Source organism: Stenotrophomonas sp. GD03777, assembly GCF_029842485.1.
GTDB classification, from domain to species: domain Bacteria; phylum Pseudomonadota; class Gammaproteobacteria; order Xanthomonadales; family Xanthomonadaceae; genus Stenotrophomonas; species Stenotrophomonas sepilia.
This window is the reverse complement of sequence record NZ_JAOCGL010000010.1, coordinates 50,994-64,942: the sequence shown is the minus strand read 5'-3', so window position 1 is coordinate 64,942 and position 13,949 is coordinate 50,994. Positions and strand designations below refer to the sequence as shown.

The window sequence follows — 13,949 nt, the reverse complement described above, 5'->3', positions numbered from 1 at the left end:
CCTTCCTCGGCCATTATCCGGGCCGGGTACTGATCGCCGCCGATTCGCCCGGCCGCCGCGAGGCACTGCTGGAAGTGCTGCAGGCCGCCGAGCTGAAGCCGCCGGTGGTGGCCGACCTGCCCAGCTTCCTCGCTAGCGATGCGCGCTTCGCGATCGCGGTGGCGCCGCTGGAAGATGGCTTCGCGCTGGACGACCCGCGCATCGCGGTGCTGACCGAGCGCCAGCTGTTCCCCGAGCGCGCCGGCAGCACCCGCCGCACGCGCCGTGCCGGCCGCGAGCCGGAGGCGATCATCCGCGACCTCGGCGAGCTGACCGAGGGTGCGCCGATCGTGCACGAGGACCATGGCGTCGGCCGCTACCGTGGCCTGATCGCGATGGACGTCGGCGGCATGCCCGGCGAGTTCCTCGACATCGAATATGCCAAGGGCGACCGCCTGTATGTACCGGTCGCCCAGCTGCACCTGATCAGCCGCTACTCCGGCGCTTCGGCGGAAACCGCACCGCTGCATTCGCTCGGTGGCGAGCAGTGGAGCAAGGCCAAGCGCAAGGCCGCCGAGAAGGTGCGCGATGTCGCCGCCGAACTGCTGGAAATCCAGGCCCGCCGCCAGGCGCGTGCCGGCCTGGCACTGCAGGTCGACCGCGCGATGTACGAGCCGTTCGCCGCCGGTTTCCCGTTCGAGGAAACCCCCGACCAGCTGGCTGCGATCGATGCCACCCTGCGCGACCTGGCCAGCAGCCAGCCGATGGACCGCGTGGTCTGCGGCGACGTCGGCTTCGGCAAGACCGAGGTGGCGGTGCGCGCTGCATTTGCTGCGGCCAGTGCCGGCAAGCAGGTGGCGGTGCTGGTGCCGACCACGCTGCTGGCCGAGCAGCATTACCGCAACTTCCGCGACCGTTTCGCCGATTACCCGCTGAAGGTCGAAGTGCTGTCGCGCTTCAAGACCAGCAAGGAAATCAAGGCCGAACTGGAGAAGGTGGCCGCTGGCACCATCGACGTCATCGTCGGCACCCATCGCCTGCTGCAGCCTGACGTGAAGTTCAAGGACCTGGGCATGGTCATCGTCGACGAGGAGCAGCGATTCGGCGTGCGCCAGAAGGAGGCGCTGAAGGCGCTGCGCGCCAACGTACACCTGCTGACGCTGACCGCCACGCCGATCCCGCGCACGCTCAACATGGCCATGGCCGGCCTGCGCGATCTGTCGATCATCGCCACGCCGCCGCCGAACCGGCTGGCGGTGCAGACCTTCATCACCCAGTGGGACAACGCGCTGCTGCGCGAAGCCTTCCAGCGCGAGCTCGCGCGCGGTGGCCAGCTGTACTTCCTGCACAACGATGTGGAGAGCATCGGCCGCATGCAGCGCGAGCTGTCCGAGCTGGTGCCGGAGGCACGCATCGGCATCGCCCACGGGCAGATGCCCGAGCGCGAACTGGAAAAGGTGATGCTGGATTTCCAGAAGCAGCGTTTCAACGTGCTGCTGTCGACCACGATCATCGAATCGGGCATCGACATCCCCAACGCCAACACCATCATCATCAACCGTGCCGACCGTTTCGGCCTGGCCCAGCTGCACCAGCTGCGTGGCCGCGTGGGCCGTTCGCACCACCGTGCCTACGCCTACCTGATCACCCCCGACCGTCGCGCGATCACCCCCGACGCCGAGAAGCGCCTGGAAGCGATCGCCTCGATGGACGAGCTGGGCGCCGGCTTCACCCTGGCCACCCACGATCTGGAAATCCGCGGCGCCGGTGAACTGCTGGGCGAGGACCAGAGCGGGCAGATGGCCGAGGTCGGCTTCAGCCTGTATACCGAGCTGCTGGAACGCGCGGTACGCAGCATCAAGCAGGGCAAGCTGCCCGACCTGGATGCCGGTGAAGAAGTGCGCGGCGCCGAGGTCGAGCTGCATGTGCCGGCACTGATCCCGGAAGACTATCTGCCGGACGTGCACACCCGCCTGACCCTGTACAAGCGCATTTCAAGCGCGCGCGACAGCGATGCACTCCGCGAACTGCAGGTGGAGATGATCGACCGCTTCGGCCTGCTGCCGGATGCAGCCAAGCACCTGTTCGCCATCGCCGAGCTGAAGCTGAAAGCCAATACGCTGGGCATCCGCAAGCTCGACCTGGGCGAGAACGGCGGCCGCATCGTGTTCGAGTCCAAGCCGAACATCGATCCGATGGCGGTGATCCAGCTGATCCAGAAACAACCGAACCTCTATGCCATGGAAGGGCCCGACAAGCTGCGCATCAAGCACCCGCTGCCGTTGCCGGAAGACCGCTTCAATGCGGCCCGCGCCCTTCTGACCACCCTCGCCCCGGGTTGATCACCCCCCGAACACCCCGCACCGGCCCCCACCCGGTGCGGGCGGATGACCATGTTCCCTGACGCCGTACCCGCCCCCGACCTGCTGCACGCGCAGGCCTGCCTGATCGATGCCCTCGCGATGTCGCTGCAGATGCGCGACGCCTACACCCGCCACCACTGCGACCGCGTTGGCCTGCTCGCGCAGTGTCTGGCCACGCACTGCGATCTTGATGACGAGGCCCGTGCGCAGATCGGCCTGGCCGCGCGCTTCCATGACATCGGCAAGATCGGCATACCCGATGATGTGCTGCTGGCACCCCGCCGGCATACCGATGAGGAGCGCGCGATCATGCGCGAGCATCCGGTACGCGGCGAACACATCTTCCTGGCCACCGGCCGCAGCGACGCCTTGCCGGTGGCGCGGCTGATCCGCGCCCATCACGAGGCCTTCGATGGCAGCGGCTACCCCGATGGGCTGCGCGGCGAATCCATCCCGCTGGGTGCGCGCATCGTCACCATCGCCGATGCCTACGATGCGATGACCAGCGTGCGCCCGTATCGCAATGCGATGGAGCATGAGGCCGCATTGCGGATCATCGACGAGCAGGCCGGCGGGCTGGTGGATCCGTACGTGCTGCAACGCTTCCATCGCATGCTGGAGCGGGAACCGGCGCTGGCCTGAGATCTTCCCGACGGTGAAACGACCCGCCGGTAGAGTCGACTGTTAGTCGACTGCTCTTCGTCCAGATCGCGAAAATCCCGCGCTGCGCGCGATAGTCGACTAACAGTCGACTCTACCAGTCGGCGCCGCGCTGCCGGCCTGGAAGACAAAAGGCCCGGCGTTCGCCGGGCCTTTCGCTCCACGCATCACGGGTGATCGATTACCAGATCACCACGCGCTTGTCGTCGGCGCGCACCATCGCATCACCCGCTTTGCACTGGAATGCAGCAGCGAACGAGGGCATGTTCGACGGCGCACCGTTGGCACGGAAATTGGCCGGCGCGTGCGGATCGGTGTTCAGGCGCACGCGCAGCTCGCCATCGGTGAAGTTGCGGCGCCACACGGTGGCCCAGTTCATGAAGAAGCGCTGGTCCTGGCTGTGGCCGTCCACCTCGACGTTCGCCTTCGGGTCTTCCTTCAGCGCCATCTGCAGCGCGTCATAGGCCACGGTCAGGCCGCCCAGGTCGCCGATGTTCTCGCCCAGGGTCAGCTTGCCCTTCACGAACACGCCCGGCACCGACTCGTAGCCGTCGAACTGCGCGACCAGCTGGTCGGTACGCTCGGTGAAGGCCTTGCGGTCGGCGTCCGTCCACCAGTTGTCGAAGTTGCCGTTGGCGGCGAACTGGCTGCCCGAGTCGTCGTAGCCGTGCATCATCTCATGGCCGATGACTGCACCGATGCCGCCGTAGTTCAACGCCGGATCGGCCTTGGCGTCGAAGAACGGCGCCTGCAGGATCGCCGCCGGGAATACGATCTCGTTCTTGGTGGCGTTGTAGTACGCATTGACGGTCTGCGGCGTCATGCCCCACTCGGTCTTGTCCACCGGCTTGCCGATCTTGTCCAGCATGTAGCGGTAGTTGAACGCGCGCGCCGCCTGCATGTTGCCCAGGTAGCTGTCGCCGTTGGTCTGCAGGCCCGCCCAGTCACGCCACTTGTCCGGGTAACCGATCTTCGGGGTGAAGCTGGCCCACTTTTCCAGCGCCTTCTTCCTGGTTTCCTCGCCCATCCACGGCAGCTGCTCCAGGCGCGCCTTCAGCGCCTGCGACAGGTTCTCCACCAGGTGCTGCATGGCGACCTTCGACTCGGCCGGGAACACGGCGTCGACGTACAGCTGGCCCAGGGCTTCACCCATACCGCCGTTGACCGACTCCAGCACGCGCTTCCAGCGCGGCTGCATTTCCTTCTGGCCACGCAGGGTCGTGCCGTAGAAATCGAAGTTGGCCTTCTCGAACTGGCTGCTCAGGTATGGCGCGGCATCGTCGATGGTGTGGAAGCGCAGGTAGGCCTGCCAGGTGCTGGCGGGCACATCGGCCAGCATCTTGTCCATTTCACCGAAGAAGCCCGGCTGCGCCAGCGAGAACTTCTGCGCGGCCGGTACCTTCAGGGTGTCGAACAGCGCGGTCCAGCTGAAGTTCGGGGTCAGTTTGTCCGCGTCGGCGGCACTGAGCGGGTTGTAGCGCTTGGCCGGGTCACGCATTTCGATGCGTGACATCGAGGCCTTGGCCAGGCGGGTTTCGAAGGCCATCACGGCCTTGGCCTGCTCGGCGGCCTGCGCCGCGTCCACGCCGGACAGGGTCAGCACCTGTGCGATGTAGGCCACGTAGGCGTCGCGGATCTTGGCCTGCGCATCGTCGAAGTAATAGCCCTTCTCCGGCAGGCCGAGGCCGCCCTGGCCGACATAGGCGATGACGTTGGCCGAATCCTTGTAGTCGGCATTGGCGAACAGCGAGAACAGCACGCCCTTGCCTTCGGCCTGGCTGTCGCGCAGGTACTGGGTGATGGCGGCGGTGTCGTTCAGCGCGGTGATCTTGTCCAGCTGTGGCTGCAGCGGCGCCAGGCCGGCGGCTTCGATCTTGGCCTCGTCGTTGCCGGTCTTCCAGATGTCACCGATCTTGGCTTCCACCGAACCGGCCTTGGCCTGGCTGGCGGCGGCCTGCTGCACCAGCGCGTGCTGCACTTCCAGCGAGCGCTCGCGCAGGATCTCGAAGCTGCCCCAGGTGGTCTGGTCTCCCGGCACCGGGTTGGCCTTCAGCCACTTGCTGTTGACGAAGCCATTGAGGTCGGTACAGGCCGAAATGGCCGGATCGAGGTCGGCGCTGTTGAGCGAGATCAGCGGCGTCTTGATCTGCGACAGGTCGAAGGCCGGCTTGGCGTCGGCACTGGCCGCCGGCGCGGTTTCGTTCTTGCCACAGGCGGCCAGCGAGGCAGCGATGGCGATGGTCAGGCCCAGCGGGACCAGGTTGCGGACGTTCATGAGGCTCTCCTGCGGGTAATTTCACAGGGTAGCCGGGGGCGCGAGGTTGGGGACCGGCCAAAGGTCACAGAGTCCACGGCGCAGCTCCCGCCGCGCGCCGGTATGCTCTGGCGTCTGCGATCACTGGACCTCATGACCATGGACGAAACTGCGCTGCTGCTGGCCCTCGACACCTGTGAGTTTCTGTTTCTTACTGAGATTGGCGAGCCGGAAGCGAATCGTCTGCGCCTGGTCGTCGAGGAGGGCCGGGTGGTCGGAAAGCCCTCCCGCGTGGAGCTCGGTCATGGACGTTCAATCGATGATGTGCGTGCGATAGAGGTGGTGCCCCACTCGCAGCGGTTTGAACTGATCTGGGACCACTACATCAGCTACGCCGTGCACAACGAGTCCTACCAGAGCTGGGACGACGCCGAAGCCTGGAGCGGCAACCTGTTCCGCCGCTACAGCCGTTCGAAATTCCTTGAATATCTGGGCCGTGCCACCTTCGCTGATACCCGTTACCCGGGCCCATTCACGCATTACCAGGTGATATGCCAGGACCACGTCATCGACATTGCTGCGTTGCAGTCGCCGAAGGTGCGCCTGCCGGGTCCTTCGTAGCTGGCACATGCAGCCCCAATGAAGTGGCTCTACCGGGTTGCGACAGCGTCAGCCGAGCGTGGGCTCGGCTCTACAAAAAGAAAGGCCGGCTTGCGCCGGCCTTCTGCTTCTTACTTCGCCTTGCCCTGGTTGGCTACGGCTTCGGCGGCCTTGCGCGCCGCTTCCGGGTCGCCCAGGTAGCGGAACGACTGCACGGTCAGGTCATCGTTCAGTTCGAACAGCAGCGGGATGCCGGTCGGGATGTTCAGCTCGAGGATTTCCTCGCGCGAGACGTTGTTGAGGTACTTGTACAACGCACGCAGCGAGTTGCCGTGGGCGGTGACCAGTACGGTCTTGCCGTCCTTCAGCTGCGGTGCGATGGCGTCGTGCCAGTACGGCAGCACGCGATCCAGGGTGGTGGCCAGCGACTCGGTGCCCGGCAGCGCGTTGCGGTCCAGGCCGGCGTAGCGGCGGTCATGGATCGGGTGGCCCGGATCTTCCAGGTCCATCGGCGGCGGCGGGATGTCGTACGAACGACGCCACACCTTGACCTGCTCTTCGCCGTGCTTGGCCGCGGTCTCGGCCTTGTCCAGCCCCTGCAGGCCGCCGTAGTGCCGCTCGTTGAGGCGCCAGGACTTGTTCACCGGCAGCCAGTCCTGCTCCAGCTCGGCCAGCGCACCCTGCAGGGTGTGGATGGCGCGCTTGAGCACGGAGGTGTGCGCAACGTCGAACTGCAGGCCTTCCTCGCGCATCAGGCGGCCGGCGGCCGCCGCTTCCCGGCGCCCCTGCTCGGTCAGGTCGACATCGACCCAGCCGGTGAAGCGGTTGTCCAGGTTCCACTGGCTCTGGCCATGGCGCAACAGTACGAGTCTACGGGTCACTGCAGGGTCTCCAACGCGAGGAAAGGCAGGCCGCCATTGTAGCCCGGCCGCCGCTCACCGGGCCGTGGCGCCGCCCGTGCGATGCTGTGACCCATGAATACGGTGATCGACCCCGGGCGCTGGGAAGGCAGCGTCACCGCCGCTCGAGCGCAACAGCTGCAGCTGGCCGGCCGCGTGGAACGCCAGGACCGCCTGCCACGCAAGGTGCGCTGGCTGGCCGGGCTGGATGTCGGATTCGAGGACAACGGTGCCATTACCCGCGCCGCGGCGGTGCTGCTGGATGCAAGGACGCTGCAGCCCGTGGCGCATGAGATCGCGCGGATTCCTACACTCATGCCCTATATCCCGGGCCTGCTCAGCTTCCGCGAGCTGCCGGCACTGCTGGCCGCACTGGCACTGCTGCCACGAACGCCGGACCTGGTGTTCGTCGATGGCCACGGCATCAGCCATCCACGCCGGCTGGGCGTCGCCGCGCATCTGGGCGTGGTCACCGATCTGCCGAGCATCGGCGTGGCGAAATCGAAACTGGTGGGAAGGTTCGTCGAACCGGGCGCCGAAGCTGGTGCGCATACACCGCTGCTGGATGGCGACGAGCAACTGGGCTGGGTGCTGCGCAGCAAGGTGCGCTGCAAGCCGCTGTTCGTGGCCGGTGGCCATCGGGTCAGTGCCGATACCGCGCTGGGCTGGGTGCAGCACACCCTGCGTGGCTATCGGCTGCCGGAGCCAACCCGGCTGGCGGATCGGCTGGCCTCGCGGCGGGACGAATAGCTGCGCCGGGCGTCTCCCGGCGCGCGCGTCATCTTCGATCAACGATGCACATGGCCACGATGGCCCTGCGCGTCCTCGCCGTGGTCGTGGCCCTCATGGCCCTCGTGTCCGCCGCCCTTGGCCGGCGCCGGCCCGCCACAGGCTTCGCCGCAGTGGTCCGCTTCGATCTGCAGTGTCACGTGCTCGATACCGAAGTCATCATGCAGGCGTCCGCCCAGCTCACGGCGCAGCGCATCGGCATCGGTGCCCTGGCGCATCACGATGTGCGCGGTCAGCGCCGGGGTGCTGGAAGCCAGCGCCCACACGTGCAGGTCATGCACGTCCAGGACTGCGACGTGGCCGGACAGGCTGTCGCGCACCCTGGCCACGTCCATGCCCTTGGGCACGCCTTCCAGCAGTACGTTGATCGCCTCACGCATCAGCACGTAGGTACGCGGCAGCACCCACAGGCCGATCAGCACGGCCAGGATCGGGTCGATCGGTTTCCATCCGGTCCACTTGATCAACAATGCGCCCGCAATCACTGCCACCGAGCCGAGCATGTCGGCCCACACTTCCAGGTAGGCGCCCTTCACGTTGAGGCTCTCGCCACTGCCCGCCTGCAGCAGGCGCATCGAGATCAGGTTGATGACCAGGCCCGCAGCCGCGATCACCAGCATGCCGGAGGAGGCGATCTCCTGCGGCTGGCGGAAGCGGCCGATCGCCTCCCACAGGATGTAGGCGGCGACCACGAACAGCATGGCACCGTTGATCATCGCGCCCAACGCTTCCAGCCGTGCATAGCCGTAGGTGCGGCGCGCATCCGGCGGGCGCCGGCTCAACCGTACCGCGACCAGCGCGATCATCAGCGCCAGCGCATCGGTGGCCATGTGTGCGGCGTCGGACAACAGCGCCAGGCTGTTGGTCCAGAACGCGCCCACCACTTCGACGACGAGGAAGGTGGTGGTCAGGCCGAGTGCCCACCACAAGGGCTTCTCGTGGCGGATCTGGGATGGCAGGTGATCGTGGTCGTGGCCCATGGCAACAGCTCCTTTGCGATGCGGTGCAGGCTACGCGGTGCCGGCGGAGGAGACTATTACGATGTTTATAACATTGCAGGCCACACGAGCCCTCGTCGGGCATGGCCCGGCGAGGGCTGCAGATCGACGCCGGCCTGCGGTCAGAACCCGAAGCGCAGGCTGGCCCAGTAGGCGCGGCCCGGCTCGTTGTAGGTCGCCGCCCCGGCATCACTGCTGTTGGCCTCGCGGAACAGGCGCTTGTCGGCCAGGTTGTTCACGCCGAAGCCGAAGCTAACCGTCTCGGTCACCTTGTAGCGCGCGCTCACGCCCCAGATGTTGTACGCGCCACGATCCTGCAGCGCGATCGATGCATCGCAGCTGCCGGTGCAGCGCGGGTCGTTGTTGATGTTGGTCGTGGCCGGTTCCTGCTTGCCGTAGAAGGTGCCGGTCAGCAGCACGGACAGCCTGTCGGTGGCCTGCCAGTCCAGCATGGTGTTGATCGTGTACTTCGGGATCACCGACAACGGCTGGTGCGTGGTCTTGTTCTCGTTTTCCACCATGTAGGTGAAGTTGTTGCTCCACTTCAGGCGGTTGCCCTGCTCGCCCAGCAGCGGAATGACCAGGTTGCCTTCCAGCCCCTGCACGATCGCCTTCGGCGCGTTCTCCCAGCGGAAGATGCGGCCCTTGGTGTCGGCGGTCAGCCCGATCTGGGTGTAGCCGGCCTGGATCTTGTCCTTGTAATCGTTGTGGAAGTAGGTCAACGACGCCTGCCAGCCGCTCTGCGGTGCCCACTCGATGCCCAGTTCCTTGTTCAGGCTGGTTTCCGCCTTCAGGTCCGCGTTGCCGCGCATGTAGCAACCGGCGCCCAGGCTCGGCAGCGCATTGGGGCAGCCGTTGCCGCGGGTGTAGTAGAGATAGTCCGGATTCGACTGGTACAGGTTCGGCGCCTTGAACGCGCGGGCAATGCCGCCCTTCACCACCCAGTCGCCGCTGATACGGAACTGCGCGTTGAGGCTGGGGCTGGTGTTGTTGCCGAACTGGCTGTGGTGGTCGAAGCGCAGGCCCGGGGTAACGATCCAGCGCTCGCCCAGGTAGATGTTGTCTTCCACGAACACCGCCGTGGTCTGCGCATCGGCCTTGCCGCGCGCACGATCAGCCGACAGCCCCGGGATGCCACCGCCGCTGCTGCTGGACTGGCTCATCGAGTACGGGTCGGTCAGGCGGCTGTCCAGGTATTCAAAGCCCAGCGTCCAGATGTTCTCGGCACCACCCAGCGTGGCCGGGAAGCTGACTTCACCGTCCAGCTGGTAGTTGCGCAGGCGCGAGGTCGACCAGTCGGTGCCGTTGAAGCTGCCTTCCGGGCCACCGGCCAGGCCTTCGTTGATGCGCGAGTTGTTCACCGCTTCCACCGCAGCCGTCACCCGCGAGGTGACATCGCCCCAGCGACCACGATGGCTGATCGCGCCGGTGTTGCGGTACATGCGGTTGGTCTCCGCCTTGCCGTCGGCCAGCGCCGCCAGATCAACGCCGGTCGAAGTGCCGGTGGTGCTGACCGCACGGTCGCCAGCGTAGATGTTGCCCTGGCGGCTGGTGCCCGCCTCGAACTCGACCACCTGGTTGGCGGTCACGTCCCAGCGCAGCAGCGCGTTGACGTCACGGTTCTTGACGCCCTCGCGGCCAGCCGGTGGCACTGCGTTCGGCTGGGTGGCGTACTGACGGTTGAGATCGAGTGAATCGGCGTCGGTCTTGTTGAGGTTGCCGTAAAGGCGGAACGACAGCGTGTCGGTCATCGGCCCACTCAGCTGCAGGCCGACGCGCTCGCTGCCACCTTCGGCGCTGTGTTCAGGCACCAGCCCGTACAGGTCGACCGCACCGGCAAGGTCGCCGGTCGGGCGCTTGGTGATGATGTTGACCACGCCACCGGAAGCACCGGAGCCATAGCGTGCCGCCGCCGGTCCGCGCAGCACTTCGATGCGCTCGATCATCTCCGCCGGCACCCAGTTGGTGTCGCCGCGTGTGTTGCGCTCTCCGCTGCGCCCCATGCGCACGGCATCGCGCGCACCGATGCGCTTGCCGTCGACCAGGATCAGGGTGTTTTCCGGGCCCATGCCGCGCAGGTCGATCTGGCGGTTGTTGCCGTACTGGCCCGAGGCGCTGTTGCCGGTGAGGTTGACGCCCGGCATGGTGCGCAACAGTTCGGCGATGTCGTTGGCCGGTGGGCGCCTGGCGATGTCCTCGGCGGTGATGGTCGAGGTACCCAACGCCTGGCGGGCAATCTGCGAGGCGGTGACGTGCACCGTGTCGATATCGGTGGCGTCGGTTTCAGCCTGGGCGGTCAGCGCGCTGCCCGCCAGCAGGGCGGCAACGGCGAGCGCCAGCGGGCGCGGCGAGAGGACAACGGCAGGAGACATGATCTGGACCTTCTGGCAGGGCAACGGGGCCTCTGGCAAAGGGCTTGAGGCAACGACGAGGGGGAGGCGGAGCGTCGCTGCAGTCGCCTGCGGCCCGATCCGTGCGTGCATTCTCCCATCAATGCGAGTGATTCTCAAATGCATTCACTCATTGCTACCGCAGGCGTGATGTGCCCTGCGTGCCGAACGACCCTGCATCGGGCTTAAACTGGCTGGCTTGCCCACCATCAACCGCACGCCGCCGCGGCCGATACCCGTGGTTTGCCGTACGCAGTCAGAGATCGACGTGGAACCACCTCAACTGGACGATGCCAGCCAGCCGCTGGCCGAGGCCTGGCAGCACTGCCTGCAACAGGCCGGCCCGGCCGCCACCGCGCTGCTGCACGCCGCCGCAACCGATGCCCCGCCGGCGCTGGCCCAACGCTTCTACGAAGTGCTGTTGCAGGACGGGCGTGCACGCCGCTTCCTGTCCCACGATCAGGTCAAGCAACGCCTGCAACCGGCCATGCAGCGCTGGCTGGTGCAGCTGCTGACCACTGATGCCGACGGCATTGCCGCCACCGTTGCCTCGCAACGCGTGATCGGCGATGTGCATGCCCGGGTCGGCATTCCGGTCGACCTGGTCACCCGCGGCGCGCGCGTACTCAAGCACGGGCTGTTCGTGCGCCTGCGCGACGACGCGCCCGACAGCGCCACCGCGTTCGCCGCCATCGACTGCCTCAGCGCGATCATGGACATCGCCATGGAAGGCATGACCTTGGCCTACACCCATGCACGTGAGCGCTCCACCCGTGCCGATGCTGCCTACCGGCTGTTCTCGCTGGTGCAGAATGTCGGTACCGAACGCGAGCGCCAGCGTGCACTGCTGCTGGACTGGGAGAACGCCCTGCTCTACGCACTCGCCGGCCACGTGCAGGCCGGCGAAAGCGCCAGCCTGGCGACCTCGGAATTCGGCCTGTGGTTCACCCACAAGGGCATCCCCAGCTTCGGCGAGAGCAGCGAAACCCAGCAGGTCGGCCAGCTGATGGCCCGCATCGACGGCAACCTGCAGCGGGCAAGCAATGACACCCCGGCGCAACGACTGGCGGTGCTGCCGGCCATTCGCGAGGACCTGGCCGCCATCCGTACCCTGATGACGCTGTTGTTCGAACGCATCGGTGAACTGGATGCCGGCAGCGATGCCCTGACCAACCTGCTCAACCGCCGCTTCCTGCCTACCGTGCTGCGCAGGGAGATCGAGCTGGCCACGCGCAATCGCACGCCGTTCTCGCTGCTGCTGCTCGACCTGGATCACTTCAAGGCGATCAACGACGGCCACGGCCACGATGCCGGCGACCGCGCGTTGCAGCACGTCGCCGGCCTGCTCGGCCAGCTGACCCGCGGCAGCGACTACCTGTTCCGCTACGGCGGCGAGGAGTTCGTGGTGGTGCTGGTTGCCGCCAGTGAGTCACAGGCCTCGGTGATCGCCGAGAGCCTGCGCCGGCAGATCGCGCAGTCGCCAGTGGCACTGGCCAACGGCCAAGTTCTGTCGCTGACTGCCAGCATCGGCGTGGCCGGCCATGATGGCCACCCGGACTACGAACGGTTGATGGCACGTGCCGACGCGGCGATGTACGAGGCCAAGCGCAGCGGCCGCAACCGCGTGGTGGTGGCCAGCGGGGACCTGCAGGAAGCCCCGGGCCGGCGTGCGTTGCAGCGATGACGACAGGACAGGTAGAGTCGACCGCTGGTCGACTATCGCGCGCAGCGCGGAATTTTTCGCACGCGGGGCGAAGAGCAGTCGACTGACAGTCGACTCTACCGACAGTCGACTTTACCGGTCCGCGCGCCAGCCGATGCATTGAACGCCACCACTCCCCACCCCGCCCACCACAGCAGCGCCAGCAACGCGATGCCTGCACCCAGCAGGCACACGGCAGGCCAGCCGTGCCGGGCCTGCATCCAGGGCCCGGCAGCCGCACCGGCACCACTACCCACCGCATAGAACAGCATGTACAACGCCACCAGGCGCCCATGCTGTTCCGCCGGTGCACGCAGCAACAATGCCTGGTTCGAAACATGTAGTGCCTGGCCGCCGAGGTCGAGCACGATCACGCCCAGCAGCAGCAACGACAGCGACTGCGGCAGGCCCAGCAGCGGCCACCACGCAACCAGCATCAACAGCAGCGCGCCAAGACTGACCCGATCGGCAAAACCGCGGTCCATCCAGTGCCCGACCCGCGACGCCATCAATGCACCTGCCACCCCGGCCAGGCCGAGCGCACCGATGGCCGCAGTGGACCACTGCAGCGGCGGGGCCGACAGCGGCAAGGGAGCCGCCGCCCAGAACACGTTGAGTCCGGCAAACAGCAGCAATGCCAGCGGACCACGCTCGCGCAGCGTTCGATCCCGGCGCAGCATGCCCAGCATCGAGCCCAGCAGGTCGAGCCACCGCGGCGGTACCGCGGGTATCGGCACGGCCGGCAGGCGCCGCCACAGCAGTACGGCCAGGGCTGCCATCAGCGCTGCCGACAGCAGATAGACCGCTTGCCAGCCGGCAATGGCCGCCACCGTGCCGGACAGCACGCGCGCCAGCAGCAGCCCGATGAACACCCCACCCTGCACCACCCCCACCACGCGTCCGCGCTGCACGGCCGGAGCCATCGCTGCCGTATAGGCGATCAAGCCTTGGGTCAGCGCGGTGCCCAACAGCCCGGCCAGCAGCATGCCAGACAACAGCCAACCGGCCGTGCGTGCCGCTGCCAGCCACAGCAGGGCCGCCACCAGTGCCGCCAGCTGCAGCCGCAGCAGGCGCCGCCGGTCACCGCGATCAGCCAGCGGCAGCAACCCGAGCAATGCCAGCACGCTGCCGGCCTGGGTCGCGGCCAACACCGCGCCGGCAACCGCCCGTTCCAGCGCGAAGGCGTGTACAAGCTGATCCAGCAGCGGCTGCGCGTAATAGACGTTGGCAACGCTGGCGCCGGCGGCAACCGCAAGCAGCACCAGCAGGGGGCGTGGAATCGGCATGGCATTCGTCATCTAGTTTCATATTGAAA

10 protein-coding genes are annotated in these 13,949 nt (G+C 66.8%); 5 read left to right on the top strand and 5 right to left on the bottom strand.

What is annotated here, in order from left to right:
• A partial coding sequence (gene mfd / locus N5E02_RS04505) for a transcription-repair coupling factor (protein ID WP_279945908.1) occupies positions 1-2,321 on the top strand: 2,321 nt, incomplete at its 5' end.
• A 45-nt stretch (positions 2,322-2,366) separates the two neighbouring features.
• The gene (locus tag N5E02_RS04500) at positions 2,367-2,984 is read left to right on the top strand and encodes an HD domain-containing phosphohydrolase (protein WP_005415790.1); all 618 of its coding nucleotides are present in this window, start codon (positions 2,367-2,369) and stop codon (positions 2,982-2,984) included.
• A gap of 199 nt (positions 2,985-3,183) precedes the next feature.
• Here N5E02_RS04500 and N5E02_RS04495 read toward each other — a convergent pair whose 3' ends face one another.
• Positions 3,184-5,277: a M13 family metallopeptidase gene (locus N5E02_RS04495; RefSeq protein WP_053499310.1), complete on the bottom strand. Its 2,094-nt coding sequence runs from the start codon at positions 5,275-5,277 to the stop codon at positions 3,184-3,186.
• A gap of 138 nt (positions 5,278-5,415) precedes the next feature.
• Between N5E02_RS04495 and N5E02_RS04490 the strand changes: the two genes are divergently transcribed.
• On the top strand, positions 5,416-5,877 hold the full coding sequence (locus N5E02_RS04490; RefSeq protein ID WP_229766039.1) for a hypothetical protein: 462 nt from the start codon (positions 5,416-5,418) through the stop codon (positions 5,875-5,877).
• A gap of 110 nt (positions 5,878-5,987) precedes the next feature.
• Here N5E02_RS04490 and gpmA read toward each other — a convergent pair whose 3' ends face one another.
• Positions 5,988-6,737, bottom strand: a complete 750-nt coding sequence (gene gpmA, locus N5E02_RS04485) for a 2,3-diphosphoglycerate-dependent phosphoglycerate mutase (RefSeq protein ID WP_005415787.1) — start codon at positions 6,735-6,737, stop codon at positions 5,988-5,990.
• Positions 6,738-6,830: 93 nt separating this feature from the next.
• Here gpmA and nfi point away from each other — a divergent pair, with 93 nt between their 5' ends.
• On the top strand, positions 6,831-7,505 hold the full coding sequence (gene nfi, locus N5E02_RS04480) for a deoxyribonuclease V (RefSeq protein ID WP_279945907.1): 675 nt from the start codon (positions 6,831-6,833) through the stop codon (positions 7,503-7,505).
• 38 nt (positions 7,506-7,543) lie between these two features.
• Here the strand turns inward: nfi and N5E02_RS04475 are convergent, their stop codons facing one another.
• On the bottom strand, positions 7,544-8,524 hold the full coding sequence (locus N5E02_RS04475) for a cation diffusion facilitator family transporter (RefSeq protein WP_171955919.1): 981 nt from the start codon (positions 8,522-8,524) through the stop codon (positions 7,544-7,546).
• Between the two features lie 140 nt (positions 8,525-8,664).
• Positions 8,665-10,914: a TonB-dependent siderophore receptor gene (locus N5E02_RS04470; protein ID WP_279945906.1), complete on the bottom strand. Its 2,250-nt coding sequence runs from the start codon at positions 10,912-10,914 to the stop codon at positions 8,665-8,667.
• A 286-nt stretch (positions 10,915-11,200) separates the two neighbouring features.
• Between N5E02_RS04470 and N5E02_RS04465 the strand changes: the two genes are divergently transcribed.
• Positions 11,201-12,616 carry a GGDEF domain-containing protein gene (locus tag N5E02_RS04465; RefSeq protein ID WP_279945905.1) on the top strand — a complete coding sequence of 472 codons (1,416 nt, stop codon included), beginning with the start codon at positions 11,201-11,203 and terminating at the stop codon, positions 12,614-12,616.
• A 95-nt stretch (positions 12,617-12,711) separates the two neighbouring features.
• On the opposite strand, the gene N5E02_RS04460 is transcribed toward N5E02_RS04465, so the two are convergent.
• Complete coding sequence (locus N5E02_RS04460) at positions 12,712-13,920, bottom strand: MFS transporter (protein ID WP_231114046.1); 1,209 nt, start codon at positions 13,918-13,920, stop codon at positions 12,712-12,714.
• Between the last annotated feature and the right edge of the window lie 29 nt (positions 13,921-13,949).

Excerpts from the sequence above, each read along its gene's own strand:
- N5E02_RS04500 (WP_005415790.1), top strand. The coding sequence starts at position 2,367 with ATGACCATGTTCCCTGACGCCGTACCCGCCCCCGACCTGCTGCACGCG.
- N5E02_RS04495 (WP_053499310.1), bottom strand. The coding sequence starts at position 5,277 with ATGAACGTCCGCAACCTGGTCCCGCTGGGCCTGACCATCGCCATCGCT.
- N5E02_RS04490 (WP_229766039.1), top strand. The coding sequence starts at position 5,416 with ATGGACGAAACTGCGCTGCTGCTGGCCCTCGACACCTGTGAGTTTCTG.
- nfi (WP_279945907.1), top strand. The coding sequence starts at position 6,831 with ATGAATACGGTGATCGACCCCGGGCGCTGGGAAGGCAGCGTCACCGCC.
- N5E02_RS04475 (WP_171955919.1), bottom strand. The coding sequence starts at position 8,524 with ATGGGCCACGACCACGATCACCTGCCATCCCAGATCCGCCACGAGAAG.
- N5E02_RS04470 (WP_279945906.1), bottom strand. The coding sequence starts at position 10,914 with ATGTCTCCTGCCGTTGTCCTCTCGCCGCGCCCGCTGGCGCTCGCCGTT.
- N5E02_RS04460 (WP_231114046.1), bottom strand. The coding sequence starts at position 13,920 with ATGCCGATTCCACGCCCCCTGCTGGTGCTGCTTGCGGTTGCCGCCGGC.